This is a genomic window from Acinetobacter towneri (assembly GCF_017498585.1).
GTDB lineage: Bacteria > Pseudomonadota > Gammaproteobacteria > Pseudomonadales > Moraxellaceae > Acinetobacter > Acinetobacter towneri.
The window spans coordinates 1,250,071-1,275,942 of record NZ_CP071766.1 but is presented as its reverse complement, the minus strand read 5'-3'; the positions used below and the strand labels follow the sequence as shown (position 1 = coordinate 1,275,942).

The 25,872-nt window shown below is 41.6% G+C and carries 25 protein-coding genes and 3 tRNA genes; 15 read left to right on the top strand and 13 right to left on the bottom strand.

From position 1 onward, the window contains the following. Positions 1-137: 137 nt before the first annotated feature. Both J4G44_RS06100 and J4G44_RS06095 read right to left on the bottom strand, forming a co-directional pair. Positions 138-911, bottom strand: coding sequence for a metallophosphoesterase family protein (locus tag J4G44_RS06100; protein ID WP_207973932.1), 774 nt, complete (start codon positions 909-911; stop codon positions 138-140). Further along, entirely contained in the window at positions 892-1,830 is a 939-nt protein-coding gene (locus J4G44_RS06095; RefSeq protein WP_179996271.1) for a diacylglycerol/lipid kinase family protein, read from the bottom strand. Before J4G44_RS06095 ends, J4G44_RS06100 begins: the two co-directional genes overlap by 20 nt. A 417-nt stretch (positions 1,831-2,247) precedes the next feature. Between J4G44_RS06095 and J4G44_RS06090 the strand changes: the two genes are divergently transcribed. Beyond that, positions 2,248-4,077 (top strand): phosphoenolpyruvate carboxykinase (GTP), encoded by a 1,830-nt coding sequence (locus tag J4G44_RS06090; protein ID WP_004972137.1) that lies wholly within the window; start codon positions 2,248-2,250, stop codon positions 4,075-4,077. A gap of 293 nt (positions 4,078-4,370) precedes the next feature. Further along, the gene (locus tag J4G44_RS06085; protein ID WP_131260784.1) at positions 4,371-4,805 is read left to right on the top strand and encodes a hypothetical protein; all 435 of its coding nucleotides are present in this window, start codon (positions 4,371-4,373) and stop codon (positions 4,803-4,805) included. Between the two features lie 39 nt (positions 4,806-4,844). Here J4G44_RS06085 and J4G44_RS06080 read toward each other — a convergent pair whose 3' ends face one another. Together J4G44_RS06080 and folD are read right to left on the bottom strand one after the other, a co-directional pair. Continuing rightward, the gene (locus J4G44_RS06080; protein WP_004972140.1) at positions 4,845-5,513 is read right to left on the bottom strand and encodes a class I SAM-dependent methyltransferase; all 669 of its coding nucleotides are present in this window, start codon (positions 5,511-5,513) and stop codon (positions 4,845-4,847) included. 270 nt (positions 5,514-5,783) lie between these two features. Beyond that, positions 5,784-6,632, bottom strand: a complete 849-nt coding sequence (gene folD, locus J4G44_RS06075) for a bifunctional methylenetetrahydrofolate dehydrogenase/methenyltetrahydrofolate cyclohydrolase FolD (RefSeq protein WP_004972142.1) — start codon at positions 6,630-6,632, stop codon at positions 5,784-5,786. A 152-nt stretch (positions 6,633-6,784) separates the two neighbouring features. Here folD and J4G44_RS06070 point away from each other — a divergent pair. From J4G44_RS06070 to J4G44_RS06060, 3 genes are all read left to right on the top strand, one after another. After that, positions 6,785-6,858 (top strand) — tRNA-Cys (locus J4G44_RS06070). A gap of 15 nt (positions 6,859-6,873) precedes the next feature. After that, positions 6,874-6,959 (top strand) — tRNA-Leu (locus tag J4G44_RS06065). A gap of 109 nt (positions 6,960-7,068) precedes the next feature. After that, the gene (locus J4G44_RS06060; protein ID WP_096900995.1) at positions 7,069-7,800 is read left to right on the top strand and encodes a hypothetical protein; all 732 of its coding nucleotides are present in this window, start codon (positions 7,069-7,071) and stop codon (positions 7,798-7,800) included. A gap of 79 nt (positions 7,801-7,879) precedes the next feature. Here J4G44_RS06060 and J4G44_RS06055 read toward each other — a convergent pair whose 3' ends face one another. Beyond that, on the bottom strand, positions 7,880-9,652 hold the full coding sequence (locus J4G44_RS06055) for an alkaline phosphatase D family protein (RefSeq protein ID WP_180158686.1): 1,773 nt from the start codon (positions 9,650-9,652) through the stop codon (positions 7,880-7,882). Positions 9,653-9,861: 209 nt separating this feature from the next. Here J4G44_RS06055 and J4G44_RS06050 point away from each other — a divergent pair. Then, a tRNA-Leu gene (locus tag J4G44_RS06050) sits at positions 9,862-9,947 on the top strand. Positions 9,948-10,066: 119 nt separating this feature from the next. Beyond that, complete coding sequence (locus J4G44_RS06045; RefSeq protein ID WP_179989249.1) at positions 10,067-10,492, top strand: hypothetical protein; 426 nt, start codon at positions 10,067-10,069, stop codon at positions 10,490-10,492. A gap of 25 nt (positions 10,493-10,517) precedes the next feature. Here J4G44_RS06045 and J4G44_RS06040 read toward each other — a convergent pair whose 3' ends face one another. The 4 genes from J4G44_RS06040 to rlmE all read right to left on the bottom strand — a co-directional run bounded on the left by J4G44_RS06040 (position 10,518) and on the right by rlmE (position 14,629). Continuing rightward, positions 10,518-10,832, bottom strand: a complete 315-nt coding sequence (locus J4G44_RS06040; protein ID WP_131260668.1) for a DUF5713 family protein — start codon at positions 10,830-10,832, stop codon at positions 10,518-10,520. Positions 10,833-10,923: 91 nt separating this feature from the next. After that, complete coding sequence (folP, locus tag J4G44_RS06035) at positions 10,924-11,778, bottom strand: dihydropteroate synthase (RefSeq protein ID WP_207973931.1); 855 nt, start codon at positions 11,776-11,778, stop codon at positions 10,924-10,926. Between the two features lie 174 nt (positions 11,779-11,952). Beyond that, positions 11,953-13,842: an ATP-dependent zinc metalloprotease FtsH gene (gene ftsH / locus J4G44_RS06030; protein WP_004972155.1), complete on the bottom strand. Its 1,890-nt coding sequence runs from the start codon at positions 13,840-13,842 to the stop codon at positions 11,953-11,955. 136 nt (positions 13,843-13,978) lie between these two features. Continuing rightward, positions 13,979-14,629 (bottom strand): 23S rRNA (uridine(2552)-2'-O)-methyltransferase RlmE, encoded by a 651-nt coding sequence (rlmE, locus tag J4G44_RS06025; RefSeq protein ID WP_004972157.1) that lies wholly within the window; start codon positions 14,627-14,629, stop codon positions 13,979-13,981. A gap of 297 nt (positions 14,630-14,926) precedes the next feature. On the opposite strand from rlmE, the gene yhbY reads away from it, so the two are divergent. Next, positions 14,927-15,250 carry a ribosome assembly RNA-binding protein YhbY gene (yhbY, locus tag J4G44_RS06020; RefSeq protein ID WP_168418845.1) on the top strand — a complete coding sequence of 108 codons (324 nt, stop codon included), beginning with the start codon at positions 14,927-14,929 and terminating at the stop codon, positions 15,248-15,250. A gap of 9 nt (positions 15,251-15,259) precedes the next feature. Beyond that, positions 15,260-15,799 (top strand): DOMON-like domain-containing protein, encoded by a 540-nt coding sequence (locus tag J4G44_RS06015; RefSeq protein WP_207973930.1) that lies wholly within the window; start codon positions 15,260-15,262, stop codon positions 15,797-15,799. A gap of 125 nt (positions 15,800-15,924) precedes the next feature. Here the strand turns inward: J4G44_RS06015 and J4G44_RS06010 are convergent, their stop codons facing one another. Beyond that, positions 15,925-16,407: a hypothetical protein gene (locus J4G44_RS06010; RefSeq protein ID WP_004972162.1), complete on the bottom strand. Its 483-nt coding sequence runs from the start codon at positions 16,405-16,407 to the stop codon at positions 15,925-15,927. A gap of 323 nt (positions 16,408-16,730) precedes the next feature. Between J4G44_RS06010 and carA the strand changes: the two genes are divergently transcribed. From carA to J4G44_RS05980, 6 genes are all read left to right on the top strand, one after another. Further along, entirely contained in the window at positions 16,731-17,870 is a 1,140-nt protein-coding gene (carA, locus tag J4G44_RS06005; protein WP_154320968.1) for a glutamine-hydrolyzing carbamoyl-phosphate synthase small subunit, read from the top strand. Positions 17,871-17,885: 15 nt separating this feature from the next. Next, the gene (gene carB / locus J4G44_RS06000) at positions 17,886-21,116 is read left to right on the top strand and encodes a carbamoyl-phosphate synthase large subunit (protein WP_004972166.1); all 3,231 of its coding nucleotides are present in this window, start codon (positions 17,886-17,888) and stop codon (positions 21,114-21,116) included. An 82-nt stretch (positions 21,117-21,198) separates the two neighbouring features. Further along, a complete protein-coding gene (greA, locus tag J4G44_RS05995) occupies positions 21,199-21,675 on the top strand; it encodes a transcription elongation factor GreA (protein ID WP_004972169.1) in 477 nt (158 codons plus the stop codon). A 113-nt stretch (positions 21,676-21,788) separates the two neighbouring features. Then, positions 21,789-22,001 carry a hypothetical protein gene (locus J4G44_RS05990; protein WP_004972171.1) on the top strand — a complete coding sequence of 71 codons (213 nt, stop codon included), beginning with the start codon at positions 21,789-21,791 and terminating at the stop codon, positions 21,999-22,001. A 135-nt stretch (positions 22,002-22,136) separates the two neighbouring features. Then, positions 22,137-22,775, top strand: a complete 639-nt coding sequence (locus tag J4G44_RS05985; RefSeq protein ID WP_096901002.1) for a CatB-related O-acetyltransferase — start codon at positions 22,137-22,139, stop codon at positions 22,773-22,775. Between the two features lie 189 nt (positions 22,776-22,964). Next, positions 22,965-23,405: a universal stress protein gene (locus J4G44_RS05980; RefSeq protein ID WP_004972175.1), complete on the top strand. Its 441-nt coding sequence runs from the start codon at positions 22,965-22,967 to the stop codon at positions 23,403-23,405. A gap of 155 nt (positions 23,406-23,560) precedes the next feature. On the opposite strand, the gene J4G44_RS05975 is transcribed toward J4G44_RS05980, so the two are convergent. From J4G44_RS05975 to J4G44_RS05965, 3 genes are all read right to left on the bottom strand, one after another. Continuing rightward, positions 23,561-23,896 (bottom strand): MGMT family protein, encoded by a 336-nt coding sequence (locus J4G44_RS05975; RefSeq protein ID WP_004972177.1) that lies wholly within the window; start codon positions 23,894-23,896, stop codon positions 23,561-23,563. An 85-nt stretch (positions 23,897-23,981) separates the two neighbouring features. Next, positions 23,982-24,887 carry a KPN_02809 family neutral zinc metallopeptidase gene (gene ypfJ, locus J4G44_RS05970; RefSeq protein ID WP_180043625.1) on the bottom strand — a complete coding sequence of 302 codons (906 nt, stop codon included), beginning with the start codon at positions 24,885-24,887 and terminating at the stop codon, positions 23,982-23,984. 34 nt (positions 24,888-24,921) lie between these two features. Beyond that, the gene (locus J4G44_RS05965; RefSeq protein ID WP_004972181.1) at positions 24,922-25,848 is read right to left on the bottom strand and encodes a DUF808 domain-containing protein; all 927 of its coding nucleotides are present in this window, start codon (positions 25,846-25,848) and stop codon (positions 24,922-24,924) included. Positions 25,849-25,872: the final 24 nt, after the last annotated feature.

Here is a 25,872-nt window from a genome sequence, read left to right as displayed (position 1 = left end):
TATTTATTCCTTTGGTCATCATCAAAATAAATTTTAGATGACACAGTTGTGGGGATGGAAAAAAACGCTTCAAGGGGAAAAGCTAAAAATTTTTCATTTTTTGTTGTTTTTTTAGACAAGTTGGCTAGATCGGTGATTTATTCTGCATTTTGTTGCCACAATACAAATTGCTTTTGTGTGGCATCGAAAATGTAATGCTGCACATCACCATTTTTACACAATACATTTAAGCTATTCGGCATACCTTGATGCAAACGATACGAAATTGCAGTACCCGCATGAATATCCAGCACAGGATGCGCTGCGCCTAAGGCATAAATTTGATTTAAGTCATATACTGCGGGTTGATGTAAATGTCCATGCAACAAGGCATACAAACCATTTTTGCTCCACTGCTCTAAGGCAATTCGCCCCAACACTGGGCAATCTTTAATGCTGTGGCGATCATCTGGTGGTGTATAAAATGGTTGATGCGCCACCAAAATTTTAAACTTATTACTTGGCGCAACTTGTAGCAAAGCTTCAACTTCCTGAATTTGACTTAAAGAAATATGCCCGCGAGTATGAAAACGGCGTCGAATACTATTTACGCCTATCAGATAAAAATGTTGCGTTTCCAACACACTTTCCATGCGCCCAAAAAACAACTGATAACGGGCGAATGGACTCAAAAACCTTTTCCAGAGATGATACAGCGGAATATCGTGATTACCTGGTACTACCAAATACGGCACATCTAAACTGTCTAAAAAATGCTTACAGGCATAAAATTGTGCATAACGTGCGCGTTGAGTTAAATCGCCGCTCACCACTACCGCTTCAGGCTGCAATGATGCACACAACTGTTGAATCGCCTGCATACACGCGATATTTTCGGTGCCGAAATGCAAATCAGACAGATGCAATAACATGCGGCACCTTAATGTTGAGTGCATTCTTCTGCACCGAAATATGTAATGGCGGACGCATTTTGACAATTTCCCCATCTATCGCCACGGTCAGCTGCGTCTGTGTACTGTGAATTACCACCTGATCTGCAGCAAAACTATAAACATCACTGGCTTGATCTAGTTTGCCCTGAATCATTTGCCATAAAATTTTAAATAAAGTCAGCTTATCGCTTTTGGCAACCACGACACCCGCAACTTTGCCCTGTTCTGCCGCTTGCGCAATACGTAAATTCATTTCAGATAATTGCAATTGATTATTGCCAAAGAAAATCAACGGGGTTTTTAAGGGATAAAGTGTGCCATCGATTGCAATTTTTAATTTTAACTCTTTACGGTCACGAATCAGCACATCCAAACCTGAAGTATAGGCATGCAAAGGTAAACGTCCTAAATATTGGTTATAACGCTCGCGCTTTTGAATGAATAAAGGATACAAACCCAAACTGGCATTGTTTAAATAAATATGTTGATTGATTTGTGCCACATGCACAGCTCGCGTCGTGCCTGTGGCAATGACCTGTGCGGCTTCAATTAAATCCAGTGGAATATTCAATAAACGCGCCACGTAATTAAACGTGCCTAAAGGCAAAATACCCATCGGAATGTGAGTGCCTTTCAGTTTAGCCGCCACTGCATTTAAAGTACCATCACCACCTGCTGCAACCACTACACCGCTTAAATGCGCTGCTTGATGCCGTGCTAATACCTGTTGCATCAGTTGATCAAAATTGGCGATATCGCCCATTTCAAACAATTGGATTTCAAAACCATGCTGTGACAAAACATGCAGCAACTCTTCATAGACACCTTCTTGCTGTGTGGCATGAAATCCAGATTTTTGATTATAAATAAGCGATAAAGGCTGTAATGTTGTCGACATTTTCTTCAATCATTTTAAAGCTTTTGCTCTAATTTCGACCAATTGATGCAGAATGAAAAGCAGCTTTATGTAAAAATCGAATGATGACCATTCATTAAATCAATAATCATTCTTTATAAAATTTAAGCTATAAATATATGTTTTAATTAAAAATAATTAAAATAAATAATGCCCATATTTTTTTTAAATAATGATAAATAGAACACAAAAAGGTTGTAAGCCCATGTTTCATATATGTTATTCATTATTTATATGGGTATTTTTTACATAAAGCTAAATCAAGCCTATGTCTTATTTTTTTTATGTTTTTGTGCTTTAATACAGCCACTTTTTTTTCATATTTCATCTGAACCATGTACCCCATCGTTCAGATTGTACTTTGTACACGACTTGTACACATTTAAGATAGGCCTCACCATGACCCAAGTGAACGCACCAGAATTCGTTCGTCACCCTAAGCTTATTGCATGGGTTGAAGAAATTGCAAAGTTAACAAAACCAGCAAAAATTGAATGGTGTGACGGTAGCGCAGAAGAATATCAACGTCTAATCGACTTGATGATCGCTAACGGCACCATGCAAGCATTAAACCAAGAAAAACACCCTGGTTCGTACCTTGCAAATTCTGATCCTTCTGACGTTGCTCGTGTTGAAGACCGTACTTACATCTGCTCTGAAAACAAAGAAGATGCTGGTGCGACAAACAACTGGGAAGCGCCAGCTGAAATGCGCGCTAAATTAAACGGTTTATTCGACGGCTCAATGGCTGGTCGTACCATGTATGTGGTTCCATTCTCTATGGGTCCATTAGGTAGCCACATTGCGCACATCGGTATTGAATTAACTGACTCTCCTTATGTTGCTGTCAGCATGTCTAAAATGGCTCGTATGGGTAAAGCTGTTTATGACGTATTGGGCACAGATGGCGAATTTGTTCCTTGCGTACACACTGTGGGCGCACCATTGGCTGAAGGCGAGAAAGACGTTGCTTGGCCATGTAACAAAGAAAAATACATCGTACATTATCCAGAAACTCGTGAAATCTGGTCATATGGTTCTGGTTACGGCGGTAACGCATTATTGGGTAAAAAATGCTTAGCGCTTCGTATTGCTTCTGCAATGGGTCGTGAACAAGGCTGGTTAGCTGAACACATGCTTATTTTAGGCGTGACCAACCCACAAGGCGAAAAACACTACATCGCAGCAGCATTCCCTTCTGCATGTGGTAAAACCAACTTTGCGATGTTAATTCCACCTGCAGGTTATGAAGGCTGGAAAATTGAAACTGTAGGTGACGATATTGCTTGGATCAAACCAGGTGAAGATGGTCGCTTATATGCAATTAACCCTGAAGCTGGTTTCTTCGGTGTTGCTCCTGGTACAAACACCAAGACTAACCCGAACTGTATGGCAACTCTGCACAAAGACGTGATTTATACCAACGTTGCTGTGACTGACAACGGCGAAGTATGGTGGGAAGGTCTATCTAAAGAAGTTCCTGCAAACTTAACCAACTGGAAAGGTCAACCACATACTGGCGCAGAAAAAGCAGCTCATCCAAATGCGCGCTTCACTGTTGCAGCGGGTCAATGTCCTTCTATTGATGCTGACTGGGAAAATCCAGCAGGTGTTCCAATTTCAGCGTTCATCTTCGGTGGTCGTCGTGCAGACACAGTGCCTCTAATTTCAGAAGCATTTGACTGGGTAGATGGCGTATATAAAGCTGCAACTATGGGTTCTGAAACTACTGCAGCAGCCGTTGGTCAACAAGGTATTGTACGCCGCGACCCATTTGCAATGCTTCCATTTGCTGGTTACAACATGGCAGACTACTTCTCTCACTGGTTAGAAATGGGTGAGAAAGTTGGCGAAAAAGCAAAAGCTGCAGGCAACAAATTACCAGGTATCTACAACGTAAACTGGTTCCGTCGTGATGCAGAAGGCAACTTCGTATGGCCTGGTTTTGGTCAAAACATGCGTGTACTTGAGTGGATCATTGATCGTTGCGAAGGTCGTGCAGAAGCTGTTGAAACTCCAATTGGTTTTGTTCCAACGTATGAGCAATTGAACTGGACTGGTTTAGATTTCTCTAAAGAGCAATTTGAAACTGTAACAGCGCAAGACAAAGAACAATGGATCAAAGAGTTAGAAAGCCACACTGAGTTATTCAACAAACTTGGTGAGCGCCTACCTGCTGCATTGAAAGCACGTCAAGCTGCTTTACTTGAAGCGGTTAAATCTGCGTAATTCAACGCTGATTGCTAAGAAAAGGTCACTTCGGTGACCTTTTTTATTGCCCTAATATTTTAGTTGCTAAAAACATCAACATTCCAGCTTCAACATCCCCCGCTGATGTGTAAATACTAAATAATACGAAGATTCAAGGTAAAAACATGACATCATCAAAACACACTTATCACCCCCAATATAGACAGCCTACCACATCACCAACAAAGCCATGCTTTGTCCACTCAGCTATGGCATACTTAAAACAAGAATGAAATGACATCAAAACATGAGACATGATCATGAATAAAACCATGAAGAATACAATGATTATTTTGGCTATGACGGGACTTGGGTTAGGTTTATCCGCTTGTCAAAGTTTGCCTGAGCAAAACGAGAATAGTTTTATTGGCTATAAAGTCGAAAGCAAAACTGATCGCAACGCAGTATTAGCCTACACTCTTGCAGGACGTCAAAACCAACAGCGCGATGAAAGTAAATTACAGCGTGCCTGCCAAAAAGAACTTGGTGCGCATAAAACTTATCAATTGCGGATTTTAAGTATTAATGAAGTGGTGAATCCTGCAGCCAACCAACAAGACCCGTATGGTCGCCAACTTGGGCAAAGCCGCACCTCTATTGGCTTATCGAACACACCTGAGCTACATAGCAGTGAAAACTATGCTACACGTCAGGCCTTAGATGCTCGCCCAAGCACACTGCGCATTGTGCGTTATAGCTGCAATTAATTCGCGCCACAAAACTAGCTTCCTATAAGACGTGATGAGTTATCGCGTCTTATAAAAACTCACATTACGGAACTCTTTGGCTTCATCCAAATCTGGCCATGTGGTCGCGCTGCGTTCATCTATTTTTATATATTGTGGATGACTAAAGTTTTTCACTCGGCTGTCTGCCACCCAAACTTCTGGGGCGAACTTTAAGAACTCATCTAAAAAAAAGCGATTGCATTGATCATAAAGTACATCGGCAGCCAACAATACATCCACTTGTTCTGCTTTGTATAGATCATCTAAATATTCAAGCACCACATCATTCAATTCAGCATTGGCTCGACAGGCTGCAAGGCTAATGGGGTCAATATCACAACAAATTACCCGTTTGGCACCTGCCATTTTTGCAGCAATCGCCACCACGCCCGAACCTGCACCAAAGTCTAAAACGACTTTATTTTTTACTTGCTGCGGTTCTGCCAATAACCATTGCGCCATTGCAAGTCCTGAAGCCCAACAGAAAATCCAGTACGGCGTATCATTCCAAATACGACGAATCACTTCATCATCTAGCTTGTCGGTAGGAAATACTGGTGGAATAAGCCAAAGTGAAATAGGCGTTTCAGGCAATTGCTGTGCCAGTAATTCACAATTTGGAATTACATCATGTAAAGCATCTAAAAGATGTTCAGGGGCTTTAGGAAATTGAAAGGTACAGCTCATTGGATTTTTATTCGTTCTAATTTAAAAAGTTCCCTCTGCTTTTTTAAAGGAGAGGGAGCATTCATTATTTTTACAATGAATTCCCCACTCTTTTTTAGGAGAGTTAGGGAGAGAATTTTTAAGCCCTCATCCCAGCCTTCTCCCTGAGCCGTATACGGCGCAAGAGAAGGAGCATCCATTATTTTCACAATGAATTTCCCCTCTCCTGAGCAAAATTTAAAGCACTGCTTTTAAATTGAAGCGCAAGAGAGGGTTAGGGAGAGGTCTTCATCAACCTAACGCTTTCTCAGCCGCTTCAACCGTTTGACGAATCAAAGTTGTAATCGTCATTGGGCCAACGCCACCTGGTACAGGCGTATATGCAGAAGCAATCTCTTCAATGCCTTGCAATTGGATATCTCCAACACCACCGCCATCACGTGGATGGAAGCCTGCATCAACAACCACAGCGCCTGGTTTGATCCAGTCTTTTTGAATCAATTCAGCTTTACCAACCGCACCAACAATAATGTCCGCTTGTTTCACAAAACTTGCAAGATCTTGGGTACGTGAATGGCAAATGGTTACTGTTGCATTGGCTTCAAGAAGCATCGCAGCCATTGGTTTACCTAAAATTGCCGAACGCCCCACAACAACGGCATGTTTGCCTGCAATTTCAATGTTTTTTTCTTTAAGAATGGTCATAATGCCTGCAGGTGTTGCAGAACCATATGCAGCTTCGCCCATTGCCATACGACCATAACCTAAACAGGTCACACCATCTACGTCTTTTGCAAGTGAAATCGCATCAAAACAAGCACGCTCATCAATTTGCGCAGGAACTGGGTGTTGCAACAAAATACCATGCACATCAGGATTGGCATTCAATTTTTCAATTTCTGCCAATAATTGTTCTGTGGTGGTTTCTGTTGGCAATTCTACTTTTAAAGAATCCATGCCCACACGACGGCAAGCATTGCCCTTCATGCGTACATAAGTTGCAGATGCACCGTCATCACCGACCAAAATAGTCGCTAGAATTGGGGTACGACCTGATTTTGCTTTTAACGCTTCTACACGTGTTAACAGATCAGCTTCAATTTGTTTTGCCAATGCACGACCGTCTAAAATTAATGCCACGGCACATCTCCAAATGTTGATATGAATCAATTTTGCAAATAATACATGATTATTTAGACTATTTTATTCTATATGTCGAATTAATGTGCATCTGCTCATTTAATAGTATTGTTTTTTTTTCAGAGCTTGCTAATATACGCATCACAAGACGCGGCGGGGTGGCAGAGTGGTCATGCAGCGGACTGCAACTCCGTGGACGCCGGTTCGATTCCGACCTCCGCCTCCAATCTTGTAAAACTATGCCCGAGTGGTGAAATCGGTAGACACAGGGGATTTAAAATCCCCCGCCCTCAAAGCGTGCCAGTTCGAGTCTGGCCTCGGGCACCATTTTAAAATAGATTAAAATGGTGCAAATAAAGAACCCAGCATTAAGCTGGTTTTTTTATGCCTAAATTTTAGGTTTTCCCCTCTTTATTCAATATTCAATGATGCCTCTATGAACCCTAAACAAGCGCTTCTTGATTTGCAGCAATTGCAACAACAATACCCTGCTGCATTTAAAAGAAATATTTTGTTTTATGGTTTTATTCAAAGCAAAGGCATGCTGGATGATTGGAAAGAAATGATTCCATGGGTCTTGGCCTGCCTGATTTTTATTCCTATTTCAATCAGTCTGGCGCACGGGATTCAAAACTTTGCACCGCAGTACGATGCCTTTCAAGCCAAGGCATTGGCGATTTTAGCCATCATGTTAGGTTTTATGCTGCTTCTACCTTATGTGTTGTATCAAATTAAACACAGTTCGGCATCGTGGTATCAACTACAGCAACATGCCACCATAAAAATAGCAGTATTGATTCTGCTACAAGCGGTAAATTTCGCCTATTTTCAGAGTGCAATTCTGCAAGGGATTTTATTCTTTTTCTGCATCAGTTTTGGTTTTGTACGTTTCTATAAAGAGAATATGTTCCGTGACCACATAAGCCTTGAACAAAAATATTGCTTAACGCAATTTCGCCGTGCTGCGTATTGGTCATATCGTCAAGCTGCTAAAATTCAATATCGGATGTATTTTTCCAATAAAAATAGCCCTCGTTTTGCCCAATTGAATCAGCAATATCAACATGCAATTCAGTTACATCAACAACTGATGCAGGTTGAACACAATTTATGTAAAAGCATTAAATACATAGATTTAGACAGTTATATTCAAGATAAACTCGATTAAAACATCACGCCAAACATCAGAAAGATTATCAAAAAACCGAGCAACTTAGGCTCGGTTTTCTGTAAATATCAGACTGATTTTAAGCAGTTTTAGCGACATCACTGATTGGTTTTAAGTCTACACCATACTTCTGTTGATGACCACGCGTATCATCGAGTTTGTATTCACGTGCCTTAACCGTATCTATAAACTTCCAATCTGCAACCACTTGCGCACGATCAAAAGTCACTGTTAAATAACCACGTTGATTTAAGTTGCAATAATCCAGTTCATCAATCAGTTCTTGAAAGGCATATTCCAACGCTGCCATTTCGTCTGCAGGCACGTTTAAGTAATACTCAATTCCGGGCGATGATACCGAGCTGGTCGCGAATTCCAACCCAACCTCATGATTTGTTTCATGTGTATGCAAGGTTGCAGCCCAAGCATTGTGAGTATCACCTGCCAACACCACTGCTTTTTTCCCAAGTTGCTGCAATGTCCCATACACAACTTCTCGCTCGTAGGCATAACCATCCCAAGCATCGAGGTTATAAGGTGCAACCGCATACAAACGTGCCTTATCTACTGCTGTCAAAGTTGGATCATTCGCTTTTAAACGCAATTTCAGCGTGACCAATTCTGTAATTTTCTGCTTCATTTGTGCAAGTGTTTCAGGTTGCTGATCACCATTGGTGATTTTCGCTAAAGGCAATAACAGTTCTTGTGGAATCAGCATTTTCGCCATCAACACTTGTTGAGCCAAAACATTCCAAGTAGCCTTAGACTGCCCCAACTGCTTTTGCAACCACTCTCGTTGAACTCCACCCATCAATGTGCGTTGATCACTAAATAAATCTGCCTGAAATTTAGCAGCATCAATACCTTCTGCCGTCATATAGTTAGCATAATCTAATTGCTTATGACGCGCCAAAATACGCGTATCCAGCATCATCAAATTCACCAAACCACCAAAATCAAACTGGCGATAAATATTCAAATGATCATTTTCTGCAACTGGACGAATTGGCATCCACTCGAAATAAGCCTGTAATGCCGCAATTTTACGTTCTATAAAGCTGCCTTCACCTTCTTGATGATTATCTGCACCCGCTTCCCAAGTATCATTACTGAGTTCATGGTCATCCCAAATGACAATAAATGGATGGCGTTGGTGAGCAGTCTGCAAATCAGCATCGGTACGATATAAAGCATAACGTTTACGATAATCATCTAACTTGATAATTTCTTTATCATTGTCTGCAGCAAAGGTACGTCCTAACTGTTTTGCATCGTCAGTCGCGTAGCCACCTTGTCCATATTCATAAATATAATCACCCAAGTGAATAATCACATCCAGATTGTTTTCCTGTGCCATTTCTTTATACACATGAAAATAACCTGCGGGATAGTTCGAGCAAGAACAGACCGCAAATTTCACTTGATCGCTGCGTTGTGGCAAGGTTTTGGTCTGTCCTATAGCAGAAACCGTATTACCAAAGCGGAAACGGTAATAATATTTAGTCCCTGCCTGTAAACGATCTGCGTCCACTTTAACAGTAAAATCTTGCGCTGCGCTGGTTTGTACTTTGCCAGTATTTACCAATTGCTTAAACGCCTCATCGCTGGCAATTTCCCAAACCACTTCAATGCATGCTGCCATGTCACTTGGCGTTACACGTGTCCATAAAATGATACGATCATGCAGCGGATCACCACTGGCGACACCATGCAAAAACTGCACCTTTAATGCATTTTCTGCTGTATTTTCATTGTCATCACCACATGCAGTTAATGCGACTGGCAATGACAACGCCCCAAAACCAGCCAAACTTTTTTGAATCAGCTCTCGGCGAGTTAAGCGAATGTTCATGAATATTCCTTTTATTTTTCTTGAGCGCTCAACATAGAAATTTATGATTTCGCTTTGATCTCAAATTCATGAAATATTGATGACAAACAGCAGAAATATACTGCAAACCGAACTTTTTTCAAGCTAATAAGTTGAATTGATTGAAAAGAAAGCAATTGTAAATAAATTTACTTGCCAAGATTTATTTCGTCCTCTATTATTGCGCACATGCCCGAGTGGTGAAATCGGTAGACACAGGGGATTTAAAATCCCCCGCCCTCAAAGCGTGCCAGTTCGAGTCTGGCCTCGGGCACCATTTTAATGAATCAAATCATTCAAATGGTGCAAATAAAGAACTCCAGCATTAAGCTGGTTTTTTTATGCCTAAAAAATATAATATTGAAAACGATAACACTTATGTGCCGATGATTTGAAATGTCTCTACAACGCTTTATCTTCTCTTTCAAATGGGTGATCTGTTTATGCTGCTTGCTCAGTTTTGCAAGCCATGCACAAAATCCCAGCCTTGAGTCAGCAACCGAATCCGTAAACCCAATTGAAACTGATGCAGAATTTTATGATGTTTTTGCAGGAACAGTGCAATATAAAAATCAAGAATTACAATTACGTCGTTGCAGCTTAGGCAACAATTTATATTTATTAAATTTCCAAAATCCTGAAGATAAAAAGCAACTCAAAACTTTGCTGCAACAAAATACAAAGTTTTGGGTCAATTTAATTGCACAGCCGAATGAACATAATGGGCTATATACGTTGAATGTTCGGGAAATTGCAGAACTACATACACAGCAAAGTTGCCATTTGGATGATGTTTTAGATGATTTATTGAATCACCCATAAATTAAAGCTGAAAGAGAGTGACCTATCACCACTCTCTCGTTGCAATCAACTCTTCCATTTCAATCTCGAAATAGCCTTGATCTTGCAGCACCATCATCATCGCCTCAGCAATATAATCTGCTGCGGTATCGTCCAAATCTGAATCCAGATCTTCAAATTGTGGTTTCATTTTATTAATGGCTTGCACGGTCTGATCTGCAAAATGATAAATATCCGTTTCAGATAAATTGGATTTAGACACGTGTTTTGCAAACTGTTGAATCAGTTGTTTTAACTCAGCAACTAAAATATCAGGATAAAACTCATCATCAAACATCGGGAGAAGTAAATCTGCAAACATACAGGCACTCAAAAATACAGAGATTCAAGCGTGCCTATATAGCATAAGCAGAGCTTTAATTCTAGCTTCGCCCCAAATCTATAAACAGCGATTAATTTGCTAACAGCATTGCTTGCCAGACTTTAATGGCATCAGACATAGCCTTAACATCATGCGCACGCACCATACAAGCACCTTGCTGAATACTGAGTAAATGTGCCGCTACAGAACCAACTGCACGCTGTGTTGGCTCTGCCCCACCCAAAGCTTCACCAATAAAGCGTTTACGAGACAATGCCGATAAAATTGGATACCCCATACCATTCAGTTGATACAACTCATTTAACAATTTCAAGTTCTGTTGTGCATTTTTAGCAAAACCAAAACCCGGATCAATCATGATATTTTCAGGCTTGACCCCTTCCGCCAAAGCATCAGCGACACGTTGCTGCAATTCTGCAATCACATCTGCTGTGACATCATCATATTGATCTAAATTGTTCATGGTAGTCGGTTCACCACGCATGTGCATAATAATCACGGGAATATTTAACTCAGCGGCTGTGTGCAACGCATTGGGGCGGGTCAGCGCACGTACATCATTCCAGATATGCGCCCCTGCAGCTACGGCAGCACGAATCACTTCGGGCTGTGACGTATCAATCGAAAGTACCACATCATAAGCAGATAAGGCTTCTACCACAGGAACCACACGACGAATTTCTTCTTCTACACTCACAGGACTAGCTCCTGGACGTGTTGATTCGCCGCCAATATCAATCACGGTTGCACCTTCTGCCATCATTTCCAAAGCACGCGCCACAGCAGCATCTTTTTCATTATGTCGCCCACCATCACTAAACGAGTCTGGTGTCACATTTAGAATTCCCATCACATGCGGCTGAGATAAATCTAAACGCAAACGTCCACATTGCAATACGCGCTTGGGTAATGGCATCAGCTGCATGCTGGTCTTCCTTTCAATTTGAAAAGCTTATTTTAACAAGGGTAATTTTGAAGATGTTGAATTCTTTTCAGTGCGCTTCAACATTACCAATATTCCTGTTGCAACGGCGCATAAACCACACGAATAAAAAAAGAGCCTTTATACAAAGACTCTTTTTAACATTATGTGAACTGATTAGCTCGCTGGTAATGGTGGCGGTGTGCTTGGACCATCGGTTGGTGTTACATCAATCACAGGATTGTCTGCAATATACACCTTCGGTGGCTGTGGCTCACGACCTTCCATAATGTCACGGATTTGGTCACGATCAATGGTTTCCCATTCCAACAATGCTTTTACCATTGCGTGGGCAATGTCTTGGTTATTTTCCAAAATATCGCGGGCAACTTTATATTGCTCATCAATAATACGACGAACTTCAGCATCCACTTGTTGCTGGGTGGCTTCAGAAATGGTACGGCTGCCTAAACTACCCATGAATGATTGTTGTGTATCATCTTCATAGACCATTACGCCTAACTTGTCAGACATACCGTATTTGGTCACCATCGCACGTGCTAATTTAGTCGCACGCTCAAAGTCATTCGATGCACCTGTCGACATTTGATTAATAAAGACTTCTTCTGCAATACGACCACCAAACAAGATAGACAAGTCGTTCAGCATTTTGTCTTTATAATGGCTAGTTTGGTCATGTTCAGGCAATTGCCATGTCACACCCAATGCCCAGCCACGCGGCATAATCGTTACTTTATGCACAGGGTCTGTACCCGGCAGCATTTCAGCAACAATCGCATGACCTGCTTCATGATAAGCCGTTGCACGACGTTCTTCTTCACGCAGCACCATCGACTTACGTTCAGGGCCCATATACAACTTATCTTTAGCATCTTCAAAGTCGTGCATATCCACCGTATTTTTATTACGACGGGCAGCAAACAATGCAGCTTCATTCACAAGGTTCGCCAATTGCGCACCAGAGAAGCCTGGTGTACCACGTGCCAAGACTTTGACATCTACACCTGTAACTGAAGGCAGTTTTTTCAAGTGAACATTCAGAATTTGCTCACGACCTTTAATGTCTGGCAAGCCAACCATTACTTGACGGTCAAAACGACCTGGACGCAATAAAGCTTTATCCAGTACATCGGCACGGTTTGTCGCAGCGATAACAATAATGCCTTCATTGCCTTCAAAACCATCCATTTCAACAAGCATTTGGTTAAGTGTTTGCTCACGTTCATCGTGACCACCACCTGTACCTGAACCACGGTGACGACCTACCGCATCAATCTCATCAATAAAGATGATACATGGTGCATGGCGTTTAGCTTGCTCAAACATATCACGAACACGAGAAGCACCTACACCCACGAACATTTCAACGAAGTCAGAACCAGAAATGCTGAAGAATGGAACTTTGGCTTCGCCTGCAATGGCTTTGGCCAATAAGGTTTTACCTGTACCCGGTGGACCTACCATCAACACACCTTTAGGAATAGTTGCACCTAAACGCTTGAATTTAGCAGGGTCTTTTAAGAAATCTACAATTTCAACCACTTCTTGTTTTGCTTCGTCACAACCTGCTACATCGGCAAATGTGACTTTAATTTGGTCTTCAGACAACATTTTGGCTTTAGATTTACCAAAGCTCATCGGGCCGTTTTTACCACCTGCACCGCCACCCATGTTGCGCATAAAGAACATGAATAACAAAATGATTAAAAGTACAGGGAAACTTGCGATCAATAGTTGCATTAACAAACCTTGACGTTGAGGTGCAGTACCTTCAACAACAACGTTGTTTTTAATCAGATTCGGCATCAGTTCAGGATCTTGAACTGCTGGACGAATGCTTTCAAAGGACGAGCCGTTGACTTTTTCGCCACTAATTCTTTCGCCATCAATTGTGACTTGCTTAATTTGACCAGCATTCACCGCTGTAACGAACTCTGAATAGTTCATTGCAGTTGGCTTTTCACTGTTATTGATGTTGCTGAAAATTAGAATCAGCACACCAAGTATAATCAGCCACAATACGGCATTCTTGAAGAGATCGCTCAAAGCTTTATTCCCATATCAATCTAATTTGATCATGCCCGTTACTGGGTGACCTTTCATTCAAAAAGCTGAAGATCAGCTAGACAATTCATTAAAAACGTACAAAATGCACAATTTTTAACGGCTTGGCAAGTAAACTTTATTTAGACGCTTTTTTACGTCCTTGTCCAATAAGGAATACTTCTTTGGAACGCGCCCGTGAAGCAGCGGGTTTTGCTGTCTTTAGAACATCAAAACTGTCCACGACCTGTTTACGAAATTCGTCAAACCCCGAACCTTGGAACACTTTGACCACAAACTGGCCATTGGGTCCCAATACACGGTTGGCAAAATCGAGCGCCAACTCGCATAAGTAAATTTGACGCGGTTGATCTACAGCTTTATTACCTGATGTATTGGGGGCCATATCGGAAATTACAACGTCTACCGTGCGTCCGTTTAAAATATTTAACAATTTTTCGAACACTTCTTCTTCGCGGAAGTCACCTTGTAAAAAGGTCACATCTGGTAATGCGTCCATTTCCAAAATATCGGAAGCGATCACCAAACCTTTGTCGCCGACAAGTTTCCCTGCGATTTGCGACCAACTGCCTGGTGCTGCTCCCAAGTCCACCACCGTCATGCCAGGTTTGATCAGTTTATATTTTTCTTGAATCTCAAGTAGTTTGTATGCAGCACGTGCACGATACCCTTCTTTTTGCGCTCTTTTCACAAAGGGATCATCTAGGTGCTCTCTCATCCACGCACGACTACTTTTGGATAACTTTTGGTTGGTAATGCGTGTTGCCATAACTCTCTTAGTAACGAATAGCCATCTAAATTGCGATTGTACGTGAAAATTAGCAAGCTTGCAGTAGACATCTGTATCTAAATGCCAATAACTGACAAGTTTTTTCTATTAAATCCATCGCTTATTTCTGTACTGAGGCTTAAAAAAGTCACTTTGACTGTTACAGAGAAATATCACCAAGTATTCAGTTTCAATATTTCTACATGGCAGTAAGATCACAGATTATTTGCATAGAATTTACAGCGTTTCAAACTGGCTTTTGTTATACTAAGCCGTTTTTAAAATTAGGTTATCTTTATGGCGGCTCTATCTATTCAGGAACGCAAGCGTTTACGTCAAATTGGTCATGCACTCAACCCTGTAGTGATGATTGGCGGGCAAGGTTTGACTGAAAATGTGATTGAAGAAACCAACCGTGCTTTAAACGATCACGAATTGATTAAAGTCAAAATTGGCGGTGAAGACCGTGAGGTACGTGCAGCTGTGATTACTGAAATTGCAGCAGCAACAGGTTCTGAAGTGGTACAAAGCATTGGTAAAATTGTCTTACTCTACAAAAAAGCAGCCAAACAAAATGCTAAATTATCTAATTTAGTTCGCCACGCTCACTTGTCTAACTAATCTCCCTCAATGGCAAGTTACGAACTCAGTGCTTTTAATCGTCAATTTCAGGCCATTTCTTTGGTCGGTGCAATTGAACAACAAAGCCCATTTACGTTAAATGTTGGCTTTTGGCTGCGCGATCCAAATCAGTGGGTCGAATGGCCTGCTTTGGTGGCGTCACATCCACGTCAGGATTTTTTGTGGGAACACACCTGCTTTGAAATTTTCATTGGGGTTCAGGGCGAAGATTTTTATCGTGAAATCAATTTATCCCCTTCTCAAGCTTGGCAAGCCTACGCCTTTGAAGAATATCGTTATCCTGAGCAAATGCCGCCCGTGGCTGCGTACGATATTGAGTTGAATCAGCTAAAACGTACGCATTACGGTTTAAATGTCAGTTTGGATTTAACCGAATTTATACTGAAACATAAACTGAAATGGACAGATTTGTTTATTGGGCTCACAGCTGTATTAAAAACCAGTCAGGGCGAGCAGTTTTATGCCATGCAACACAGCAGCCCTGCCGCCGATTTTCACAATAAGCGCGATTGGCTACATCAGTTCTAACTGTGATTAATAGTAGTTTAGATTGAAACAACTAGTTTTTGGTTTGAGCAAGAAATTTAAATAAAAAAGTGAGGCGCATGACCTCACTTTTTTTTATGGCTGAATCAGCAACAGATTAAACTGGATTATGCTTGATCAGTTTCATCATTAGTTTCAGTTTTTGATGGATTTACTTTTTTCCACGCTTCTAGTGTGTGCTCTTTAGAACGCTTAAAAGTTTCAGCCAATTGATCTTTGTGTTTTACTGAAATGCTGCTGACATCTTCTTTCAACTCTTTACCAAGTTTAGAAAGATCTTCAATAATTGCGCTAAATTCAGTTTTTACAAAGTCTTTTAATTCGCCCAAATCTTTAGGTGAACTGCCAAATTGTGCTTTTAAAGCTTCAATTTTTTGCAACACATCTTGCTTTAACTGACCCAATTGCTCTTGCACGCTGGCATTGAGTTGTTTTGCTTCGGCTTGAAGTTTTTCTTGCGTTTCTGCAACCACATCAAGCACCTGCTCTTTGGCATCATGCGTTACTTTTTCAAGCTTTTCAGCGCCTTCACTTACTGCTTTGATTGCACTGTTTTGTGGTTCAGTGGCTGATTTATCTTGTTCAGTCATTCGCTTTTACCCAAGGTCGTTGTTGTTTATAAATTAAGCATAAGGCAATTTAGACTCAAATGGGTTTTGGATTGTCTAACAATCGTAGATTGCTTACATTTGGACTACACGCTAAAACATAAACCTAGCAAAAAAAGCAAGTCTTTTATCTTACATATTCGTTAGATTCACAATGGACTTTTGGCGAGCTCATGCGTATAATGCAATGTTAAGTTCAAGCGAGCAGACATAGGAGGGTAGGTTTAAATATTGACCTTCCTTTTTTTTCGTCTACTCGCTTTTTTACAGCCCTATTTTTGTGGTTTTAGTTCAGGAGCTTTGGTTTGAGCACCCCCGCCATTTTAGCCCTCGCCGACGGTACAATCTTTAAAGGTACGTCTATCGGTGCAACGGGAAGCACGACTGGTGAAGTCGTTTTTAACACTGCCATGACTGGCTATCAAGAAATTTTGACCGACCCGAGTTATGCACAACAACTTGTGACTTTAACTTACCCACATATTGGGAACACTGGTTGCAATGATGAAGATGTTGAGTCAGGTCGAATTCATAAAGTATGGGCAAACGGTTTAATTATCCGTGATTTGCCTTTATTACACAGTAACTTCCGTTCTACTCAATCTTTAGGCGAATACTTACAACAACACAATGTTGTTGCAATTGCCGATATTGATACCCGTAAATTGACCCGTATTTTACGTTCCAAAGGTGCGCAAAACGGTTGTATTCTTGCTGGTGAAAATATCACTGAAGAAGAAGCAATTGCAAAAGCACGTGCATTTGGCGGCTTAAACGGCTTAGATCTTGCAAAAGTATGCTGCGACCCTGAAGGTTTTGAATGGACTGAAGGTTCATGGGAACTTGGCAAAGGCTTTACTCAACCTGAACTTAAATATCATGTGGTTGCATACGATTACGGTGTCAAAACCAACATCCTGCGTATGCTCGCAGACCGCGGTTGCAAATTAACCGTTGTTCCTGCACAAACCCCTGCTGAAAAAGTCCTTGCGTTAAACCCAGATGGCATTTTCTTGTCAAATGGCCCTGGCGATCCTGCTGCATGTGACTACGCAATTGAAGCTGTAAAAACAATTGTAGAAACCACGAATACTCCTGTATTTGGTATCTGTTTAGGTCACCAAATTCTTGCACTTGCATCAGGTGCAAAAACAATGAAAATGCCGCACGGTCACCACGGCGCAAACCATCCTGTACAGAACTTAGAAACTGGTACAGTGATGATTACTTCTCAGAACCACGGCTTCGCGGTAGATGAAAGCACCTTACCAAGCAATGTATGTTCAACGCATCGTTCATTGTTCGATGGCACAAACCAAGGTATTCATCGTACAGACAAGCCTGCATTTAGCTTCCAAGGTCACCCAGAAGCAAGTTCAGGTCCACATGACTGCGCACTCTTGTTCGATCATTTCATCGAACTTATTGAAGCCGCTAAGAAGTAATTAAGGAGCGAAATAATGCCTAAACGTACGGATATTAAAAGCATCTTAATTATTGGTGCTGGTCCTATTGTTATTGGTCAGGCTTGTGAGTTTGACTATTCTGGTGCTCAAGCATGTAAAGCGCTGCGTGAAGAAGGTTACCGCGTTATTTTGGTAAACTCGAACCCTGCGACCATCATGACTGACCCTGCAATGGCAGATGCAACTTATATCGAGCCAATCACTTGGCAGACTGTTGCAGCAATCATTGAAAAAGAACGTCCAGATGCAGTACTTCCGACCATGGGTGGTCAAACTGCATTGAACTGTGCGCTTGCATTAGATGCCAACGGTATTTTAGCCAAATACAATGTTGAATTAATTGGTGCAACCAAAGACGCGATTGAAAAAGCCGAAGACCGTAAATTGTTTGATGAAGCAATGCGCAAAATTGGTCTTGAGTGTCCAAAAGCAGCAATTGCTGAATCTATGGAAGAAGCACTTGAGATTCAATCTCGCTTTGGCTTCCCTGTGATTATTCGTCCATCATTCACCATGGGTGGTTCTGGTGGCGGTATCGCATATAACAAAGAAGAATTCCTTGAAATCTGTGAACGCGGTTTCGATCTTTCTCCAACCAAACAATTATTGATTGATGAATCACTTATTGGTTGGAAAGAATATGAGATGGAAGTTGTACGTGATAAAAACGACAATTGTATCATCGTATGTTCAATCGAAAACTTTGACCCAATGGGCGTGCACACTGGTGACTCAATCACCGTTGCTCCTGCGCAAACTTTGACGGACAAAGAATACCAATTGATGCGTAATGCATCTTTAGCGGTACTTCGTGAAATTGGTGTAGAAACAGGTGGTTCTAACGTTCAGTTCGGTATTTGCCCGAATACTGGTCGTATGGTTGTGATTGAGATGAATCCACGTGTATCTCGTTCATCTGCACTTGCATCTAAAGCCACTGGTTTCCCAATTGCAAAAGTTGCAGCGAAATTGGCTGTGGGTTATACCCTTGATGAACTGAAAAATGACATCACAGGCGGTACCACTCCTGCGGCATTTGAACCATCAATTGACTACGTTGTCACTAAAGTTCCACGTTTCAACTTTGAAAAGTTCCCGCAAGCAGACGCGACTTTAACCACACAGATGAAATCTGTAGGTGAAGTCATGGCAATTGGCCGTAATTTCCAAGAGTCTGTAAATAAAGCGCTTCGTGGTTTAGAAACTGGTGCGTGTGGTTTTGACGAACAAATTGAAGTGGGTGCTGAAGGCGCACGCGACAAAATTTTAGTTGAATTAAAAGTTCCAGGCCCTGAGCGTATTTGGTACGTGGCTGACGCATTCCGTCATGGCTTTAGCTTGGACGAAGTTTTTGAAGCGACCAAAATTGACCGTTGGTTCTTAATTCAAATTCAAGACATCGTGAACACTGAAAATGAAATCAAAACTTTAGGTTTTGGTGATCTAAACGCTGACAACATCCGTTCGTTCAAACGTAAAGGTTTATCTGACCTACGTATTGCGAACTTGATGGGTATTTCACAAAAGCAATTCCGTAAACACCGTTGGAACTTGGGCGTAACCCCAGTTTATAAACGTGTAGATACCTGTGCTGCAGAGTTTGAATCTGACACAGCATATATGTATTCAACTTACGATGAAGAGTGTGAGTCGAATCCTTCAGCGAAAGACAAGATCATGGTGATTGGCGGTGGTCCAAACCGTATCGGTCAAGGTATCGAATTCGATTACTGCTGTGTACACGCTGCGCTTGCAATGCGTGAAGATGGTTTTGAGACCATCATGGTGAACTGTAACCCTGAAACAGTATCTACCGATTACGACACTTCAGACCGTTTGTACTTTGAACCAATTACTTTGGAAGATGTACTTGAAATCGTACGTACTGAAAAGCCAAAAGGCATTATCGTACAGTACGGTGGTCAAACTCCACTTAAATTGGCACGCGCTTTAGAAGAAGCAGGTGCGCCAATTATTGGTACATCACCAGATGCAATTGACCGCGCAGAAGACCGTGAGCGTTTCCAGCAAATGATTCAACGTCTGCAATTGCGTCAGCCAAACAACAGCATTGTAAAATCTGCTGAAGAAGGTATCGCAGAAGCAGCGAAAGTGGGTTACCCGCTCGTTGTTCGTCCATCTTATGTATTGGGTGGTCGTGCAATGGAAATCGTGTATAACGAAGAAGAATTGAAACGCTACTTGCGTGATGCAGTTCAAGCATCTAACGATGCACCTGTACTGTTAGACCGTTTCTTGGATGATGCGATTGAAGTTGACGTAGACTGCGTATCTGACGGTAAAGATGTGGTGATTGGCGGTATTATGCAGCACATCGAACAAGCAGGTATTCACTCTGGCGACTCAGCATGTTCAATTCCACCTTATTCATTGTCAGATGAAGTACAGGACGAAATGCGTCGTCAAACTGTTGCAATGGCAAAAGAGTTGGGCGTTATTGGTCTAATGAACGTACAGTTTGCAGTGAAAGGCAATGACGTTTATATCTTGGAAGTGAACCCACGTGCATCACGTACTGTTCCTTTCGTTTCTAAGTGTATTGGCGAATCATTGGCTAAAGTTGCAGCACGTTGTATGGCAGGTCAATCTTTAGAAGCACAAGGCTTTACTAAAGAAATTATTCCGCAACACTTCTCTGTGAAAGAAGCTGTGTTCCCATTCAACAAGTTCCCTGGTGTAGACCCTGTGCTTGGGCCTGAGATGAAATCTACAGGTGAAGTGATGGGTGTGGGCAAAACTTTTGGTGAAGCATTCTATAAAGCTGTGTTAGGCTCGAATGATCGCTTACCAGGAATCCCAACTGAAGGCGAAGTAAAACATGCATTCTTATCTGTACGTGAGTCAGATAAACCGCATGTGGCGCGTATTGCAAAACAATTGGCTGATTTTGGCTTCAAACTTGTTGCAACGGGTGGTACGCATAAAGTCATCACCGATGCAGGTATTGAGTGTGAACGTGTGAATAAAGTGACTGAAGGTCGCCCACACATTGTAGACCGCTTGAAAAATGGTGAGATTCACCTCATCATCAATACTTCTGAAGGCAAACAAGCTCAGCAGGATTCATTCTCAATCCGTCGTTCTGCATTGCAAGGTAAAGTGTATTACACCACGACCTTGAATGGCGCAGATGCTGTATGCCAAGCCTTAGCGATTAAATTACCAATGGATGTATATCGCCTGCAAGATCTTACTGTAGGTTAATACATTTCAATAAAGTCCCGTCACCTTTCGGGTGGCGGGCTTTTTTCATTTATAGACTTCAATATTTTTAAAGAGGGACAACATGCAACGTTATCCTATGACGCCTGAAGGTAAACACGCTTTAGAGCAAGAATTACAACAACTTAAATCGGTTGAACGTCCACGTATTACTGCAGCGATTGCAGAAGCGCGTGAACATGGCGATTTAAAAGAAAATGCTGAATACCATGCCGCACGTGAACAGCAAGGTTTCTGCGAAGGTCGTATCCAAGACATCGAAGGTAAATTAGGCGCTTGCCAAGTAATTGATGTTAAAGAATTGGAACAAAACGGACGTGTGGTTTTTGGTGTGACTGTGACCATTGAAAACCTAGACACCGAAGAGCAAAAAACCTACAAAATTGTAGGTGATGATGAAGCTGATTTTAAAATCAATAAAATTTCAGTGAATTCGCCTATTGCACGCGGTTTGTTGGGCAAAAATGAAGGCGATGAAGCCAAAATTGTCACTCCGCAAGGCGAAGTGGAATATGAAATTGTGAATGTAGAATATCTTTAAGTTTTAATAAAGATGACTACACGCGATGCCCCTCTTTGAGGGGTTTTTTATTGCCTATAAATCATACAGCCGAGCTTATAGATTATACTGCGATAAAAATAGAGGAAAATAAGATGGAAAATCGCATCATTCATGCATTTGTTTATGCGCTTTCTGGGGCTGTGTTAGGACTGATTTTAATTCCAGTCTGGGGACTCTTTATCAATACACAAACCAGTCCTGTCAGTATCGTATTGGCATCATCACTCTTTTTTGCTATTTGGGGATTCTTATTTCCAAACAGTGTTAAAAATGTTTTTATGTATTTGTGGAATTTTTTAAGATAGATACTTTAAGCTTTCAAATCACTAAAGTGTAGTGGTCAACTAATATTTTGAACATTCCCTCTCCTTCTAGGAAAGGGCTAGGGAGAGGTTCAAAATTTCAGATATAATCCCCTCATCTCTCCACACGAAAAAACGATGTCCGAAACGCTGATTAATTCCCCTGTTAAACACTGGTGCGAATTTGAGTTCATCTCCAAAACTGTGAAAAACCCCAACATCCACATCAAAGGCAATTACTCTTATTATTCAGCCTATTGGGATCAGGGTTTTGAACGTTGTGTGGTGCGTTATTTACATGACAAACCTGCAACAGCAGACAAGCCAATTGATCAATTACATATTGGCAATTTTGTCTGTTTTGGTGCGGAATGCGTGATTATGATGGGTGGCAATCAATTGCATCGCAGTGACTGGGTTTCGGCTTTTCCGTTTGATACTCGCAGTTTTGTTGCGGCAGGTGATACCACAATTGGCGATGGCTGCTGGATTGGCAGTCGCGCCATGATTATGCAAGGTGTTGAACTAGGCGAAGGTGCAATTGTGGCGACAGGTGCAGTGGTTACGCAAGATGTACCGCCTTACGCTATTGTGGCAGGTGTGCCTGCCAAAGTAATTAAATACCGCTTTAGTGAAACAGAGATTGCTCAACTTTTGGCGCTAAAACTGTATGATTTTGATGAAAAATATTTACTGAAAATCCGCGAACAATTGCAGAGTAATGATGTCAATCAACTGATCGATTTTTTGACAAACACGCAAACAAAAAATGACTAAAACTTTAGTTGAATTGAAAGCACAGCTTCATAATTTCATGCTAAATTAAGGTGAAATAAGGACTTACAGCACTCAATTATCTTTATGAAATTACTGGGTTTTATTCTATATGAATTCAGCGTAAGATAAGACAGGACTCAGAGCGAATATTTTATTAAAGTATTGAAATTACAATAAGGAGAAACACTCATGGCTTACCAAAACATCCTCGTACCAGTGGACGGTTCTGAAACTTCTTTTGCCGCTGTTGCAAAAGCTGCTGAACTTGCAAAAGCATTTGGTAGTAAAATCACTGTGGTACAAGTACTTACACTTGACCCGTATATTGCTGCAGAATACATCACTGCAAACCAAACCAATGACTTGATTGAACGCGCTCGCGCTTCTATCGTAAAAACTTTAGAAGAAGCAAAGCAAAAATTCACTGAACAAGGTGTTGAAGCTGAAACTAAACTACTTGAAGGTCAAGTAATTGCACGCGAAATTACCAATGCTGCAAAAGACTTAAATGCTGACCTTATCGTGATTGGTTCACATGGCCGCACTGGCTTGAAAAAATTATTCTTAGGTAGCGTTGCGCAAAGCATCCTAAGTGAAGGTACAACACCTGTATTGGTTGTACGTCAATAAGATTGCGTGTTCCTCATTTCTACGGAAGTGAGGAACTTCCCCTCTCATTTAGATTTCTTTGTTTGTTCTAAAATTTTTATTTGCAGCACTCTATTCAGCAAATTTTCTCAGTATCACCATATCTCAATATTAAACGCTCGATTTAGCAGCTCAGTTTAATTCTGCCATTGGTATTGTTTTAAATTCACCTTTTCTGCAATTACCACAATCCCTTCTTCCTGTAATTTTAAAGTTTGTATATTTTCTCCTTGGGCGTTTAGTTTGCTTAGGCTAATTTTTCCTTGCGCATTAATCACCCGATGCCACGGCACAGTATGTTCTGCCGATAAATGCCTGAGGACATAACCGACCAAACGTGCATGTTTGGGCAGACCCGCTAGGCGTGCCACTTGCCCATAGGTCGCAACCTGACCTGCTGGAATCAAACACACCACGTTCAAAATCATGTGTGCTAATTCATCACTCGGTTTACGGCTTAACGTTGTTTGCATCTATCCACTCGCATTCATTTAGCCTATGAAAAAAGGAGCGACTGGCAGCACTCCTTTTGTTTATAAAACTTGATTTTTAAGTCAGTTAAATTGCGGCATTGAATGTATCACAATCACTGATCAAGCCTGATTTTAAGCCAGTCTGGAACCATTGTACGCGCTGTGCACTGGTACCATGCGTAAAGCTATCAGGCACGACTTGCCCACGTGCACGTTTTTGTAAATAGTCATCGCCAATTTTATGTGCCGCATCCATTGCTTCTTCAATATCACCTTGTTCGAGGAATTGAGTACGTTGATGGTTATGATGCGCCCACACTCCCGATAAACAGTCGGCTTGCAATTCCTGACGCACCGAAAGCTGATTGCCCTGCACTTGGCTGACTTGCTGACGTGCTTTATGCACTTGCTCTGAAATTCCTAAAATGGTCTGAATATGATGCCCAACTTCATGCGCCACCACATAGGCTTGAGCAAAATCGCCCGCCTGATCATTTCGGCTTAATTCAGTCTGATTTTGTTCACCACCAATACCCATTTGCTGACGCATGGCTTGGAAGAATGAAGTATCAATATATACTTTTTGATCGGCAGGACAATAAAATGGCCCCATTGCCGATTGTGCCGTACCACAGCCAGAATTGACCACACCTGTAAATAACACCAGTTTAGGTGGTATATATTGGCTATTTAACTGCTGCTGAAACACTTGTGACCACGTATCTTCCGTATCGGCCAAAACAGTGCCCACAAACTCCATCGCCTCTTGTTGTTCAGGACTTGGATTATCTAAACCTTTAGTTTCAGCACTTTGCGCATGTGAGGTGACTTGCTTGGTCGCTTGATAAGCCGATTGCGGATCGATGCCAAAGAACTTCCATGCAACAAAGGCCACCACTAAGCCCAAAATACTGATACCGCCCGCTTTTGCTCCACCGCCACCACGGCGGTCTTCTACATTCGTGCTAACTCGACGATCTTTCCAACGCATTATTCTTATCCTTCTCTTAAACTCTGATAATAGATTAAGCCGATTTAGACTTTGACCACACTTTTTGAACAAGTGCGACCACAATCACCACCAAGATGCCTGCCAAAATACCCACGACAAGGTTCATCAACATTGGCGTGACTGAACCTACAATACTGCCCATCGTTGGAATGTCTTGTACATACTCTACCGTATCTTCTGTGAAATGGTGCACAAAAGGAATAGCATGATTGATAATTCCTCCACCAACCAAGAACATCGCTGCAGTACCCACCACAGATAAAGTCTTCATTAAAATTGGAGCAAATGCCAGTAAACCACTCCCAATACGTTGTTTAAAATTGGCAGCTTGTTCTGTGAGGTATAAACCAATGTCATCAATTTTGACAATTAACGCAACGAACCCATAGACACCCACCGTCATGGCAATCGCAATTAAACTTAATACTGTCACTTTGGTTAGAAAGCCTGCCGCAGCCACAGTCCCCAAAGAAATCACCACAATTTCCGCCGATAAAATAAAGTCAGTACGCACAGCACCTTTAATTTTTTCGGTTTCATAAGCCGCAAGGTCTTGCTCAGTTTGAATTAGCTCAAGTTGCGCTTCTTTAGCCGTTTGGGCTTTTTTGTGTTGTAAGGTGTGCATGATTTTTTCCACACCTTCATAACTTAAAAATAGACCACCAACCACCAATAAAGGATTGATTAACCACGGCGCAACGACACTAATTAATAACGCGAGCGGTACTAAAATTAGCTTATTGATGAATGAACCTTTAGCCACACGCCATACCACAGGCAACTCACGCTCTGCACGTACACCACTGACTTGCTGCGCATTCAACGCCAAATCATCGCCCAAAACCCCTGCGGTTTTTTTTGCAGCCATTTTGCTCATAACTGCCACATCATCTAAAACTGTTGCAATGTCATCTAATAAAAGTAATAAGCTGCTCGCCATTGCGTTGTTATCCTTATATGATTT

Excerpts from the sequence above, each read along its gene's own strand:
- J4G44_RS05975 (WP_004972177.1), bottom strand. The coding sequence starts at position 23,896 with ATGCAAACAACGTTAAGCCGTAAACCGAGTGATGAATTAGCACACATG.
- J4G44_RS06045 (WP_179989249.1), top strand. The coding sequence starts at position 10,067 with ATGTCTCTACAACGCTTTATCTTCTCTTTCAAATGGGTGATCTGTTTA.
- ypfJ (WP_180043625.1), bottom strand. The coding sequence starts at position 24,887 with ATGCGTTGGAAAGATCGTCGAGTTAGCACGAATGTAGAAGACCGCCGT.
- J4G44_RS06100 (WP_207973932.1), bottom strand. The coding sequence starts at position 911 with ATGTTATTGCATCTGTCTGATTTGCATTTCGGCACCGAAAATATCGCG.
- J4G44_RS06010 (WP_004972162.1), bottom strand. The coding sequence starts at position 16,407 with ATGACTGAACAAGATAAATCAGCCACTGAACCACAAAACAGTGCAATC.
- J4G44_RS05985 (WP_096901002.1), top strand. The coding sequence starts at position 22,137 with ATGTCCGAAACGCTGATTAATTCCCCTGTTAAACACTGGTGCGAATTT.
- J4G44_RS06055 (WP_180158686.1), bottom strand. The coding sequence starts at position 9,652 with ATGAACATTCGCTTAACTCGCCGAGAGCTGATTCAAAAAAGTTTGGCT.
- J4G44_RS06040 (WP_131260668.1), bottom strand. The coding sequence starts at position 10,832 with ATGTTTGCAGATTTACTTCTCCCGATGTTTGATGATGAGTTTTATCCT.
- folP (WP_207973931.1), bottom strand. The coding sequence starts at position 11,778 with ATGCAGCTGATGCCATTACCCAAGCGCGTATTGCAATGTGGACGTTTG.
- carB (WP_004972166.1), top strand. The coding sequence starts at position 17,886 with ATGCCTAAACGTACGGATATTAAAAGCATCTTAATTATTGGTGCTGGT.
- J4G44_RS06080 (WP_004972140.1), bottom strand. The coding sequence starts at position 5,513 with ATGAGCTGTACCTTTCAATTTCCTAAAGCCCCTGAACATCTTTTAGAT.
- J4G44_RS06060 (WP_096900995.1), top strand. The coding sequence starts at position 7,069 with ATGAACCCTAAACAAGCGCTTCTTGATTTGCAGCAATTGCAACAACAA.
- J4G44_RS05965 (WP_004972181.1), bottom strand. The coding sequence starts at position 25,848 with ATGGCGAGCAGCTTATTACTTTTATTAGATGACATTGCAACAGTTTTA.
- J4G44_RS06085 (WP_131260784.1), top strand. The coding sequence starts at position 4,371 with ATGAAGAATACAATGATTATTTTGGCTATGACGGGACTTGGGTTAGGT.
- J4G44_RS05980 (WP_004972175.1), top strand. The coding sequence starts at position 22,965 with ATGGCTTACCAAAACATCCTCGTACCAGTGGACGGTTCTGAAACTTCT.
- J4G44_RS06090 (WP_004972137.1), top strand. The coding sequence starts at position 2,248 with ATGACCCAAGTGAACGCACCAGAATTCGTTCGTCACCCTAAGCTTATT.
- J4G44_RS06095 (WP_179996271.1), bottom strand. The coding sequence starts at position 1,830 with ATGTCGACAACATTACAGCCTTTATCGCTTATTTATAATCAAAAATCT.
- J4G44_RS05990 (WP_004972171.1), top strand. The coding sequence starts at position 21,789 with ATGGAAAATCGCATCATTCATGCATTTGTTTATGCGCTTTCTGGGGCT.
- greA (WP_004972169.1), top strand. The coding sequence starts at position 21,199 with ATGCAACGTTATCCTATGACGCCTGAAGGTAAACACGCTTTAGAGCAA.
- rlmE (WP_004972157.1), bottom strand. The coding sequence starts at position 14,629 with ATGGCAACACGCATTACCAACCAAAAGTTATCCAAAAGTAGTCGTGCG.
- J4G44_RS06015 (WP_207973930.1), top strand. The coding sequence starts at position 15,260 with ATGGCAAGTTACGAACTCAGTGCTTTTAATCGTCAATTTCAGGCCATT.
- yhbY (WP_168418845.1), top strand. The coding sequence starts at position 14,927 with ATGGCGGCTCTATCTATTCAGGAACGCAAGCGTTTACGTCAAATTGGT.